The sequence below is a fragment of the Paenilisteria riparia FSL S10-1204 genome (assembly GCF_000525995.1).
GTDB classification, from domain to species: domain Bacteria; phylum Bacillota; class Bacilli; order Lactobacillales; family Listeriaceae; genus Listeria_A; species Listeria_A riparia.
This window is the reverse complement of sequence record NZ_AODL01000066.1, coordinates 1-999: the sequence shown is the minus strand read 5'-3', so window position 1 is coordinate 999 and position 999 is coordinate 1. Positions and strand designations below refer to the sequence as shown.

Annotated in this window: 1 protein-coding gene and 1 pseudogene; both read right to left on the bottom strand. The window is 45.4% G+C overall.

The genetic code is table 11. The features are described 5' to 3' along the window. Positions 1 to 7: 7 nt before the first annotated feature. Entirely contained in the window at positions 8 to 166 is a 159-nt protein-coding gene (locus tag PRIP_RS17280) for a hypothetical protein (protein ID WP_159101561.1), read from the bottom strand. Between the two features lie 43 nt (positions 167 to 209). Beyond that, positions 210 to 953: pseudogene (locus tag PRIP_RS16015) on the bottom strand (glycosyltransferase family protein); the annotation flags it as partial. Positions 954 to 999: the final 46 nt, after the last annotated feature.

Below are 999 nucleotides of genomic sequence, written 5' to 3'. Positions count from 1 at the left end.
ATCGCTCCTACATATCTACTTGATCAATCAGGCGTTGCGAGGCATCGACGCCATGTTTTATAAAATTAAATTTATCGGCACTGAACAACGTCACGCCTTGTCGGAAATAAGCATCCAAAGGTTCGTCTTGTTCCATCTGGGTGAGGACGTGTGGTACACTGCCCATCCATGGTATCCTCGTCTGGAGTAAAGCTGTGTGATAGGTCATACTATTGACAAATGTGTAGTCTTCTTGTGCCCCCCACTTCGCGCAATTGGTCCTTCGCATGCTCTAAATAATTCTTCTTCCCAATGACATGAGCGTTCGTATACTCCGTAGCTAACACTAAATCCGTCAGATAATGTTCCCCGTAATAATGCGCGCTACTCATATAACTCATCCATTCTGTTGTCACAATCTCTTGGATGTGTGGATAATGGTTCATGTAAGAGAGTGTGTAGATGCGGCAATTTTCCGTGTTGTAGGTATTCATACAGTCAGTGACACCATCAAACATTGTGGCAAATAACACCAATTGCTTGTTTGGATGAGCTTGCCGGTCAAAATTGGCTTGGACGGCTTCGATATCGGCTTGGGAATGGACAACGGAAAGCACCGTCACCGCGGGAGGTGTTCGCTCCAAGTGAACGCCTAATTTGTCCAACATCAGATGCAGACGATGTTGATACGTGTGGTGGTGATACACTTCGCGGATTCCTTCCAACGCCTTTTGTTGGTATACAGCTTCATCGGTCGTAAGGAGGTGTATCTTTTCTTCGAGACTTGCTTCGGTTTCGCCAATCAACACCAAGTCACCGAACATGCGTTGAATCCCTTTGGAATAACTACTAATAATAGGGGTCCCGCAAGCCAACCCTTCAAACACACGACGGGAGAACATCGTTGGCGACCCTTTGATACTATTGATATTCAGCATATATTTGTACCCTTTATACGCCACATTCATCTCATTGTACGCAAGGCTTTCCTATAACATTTGGGCAAAAACTGCGCGGGAA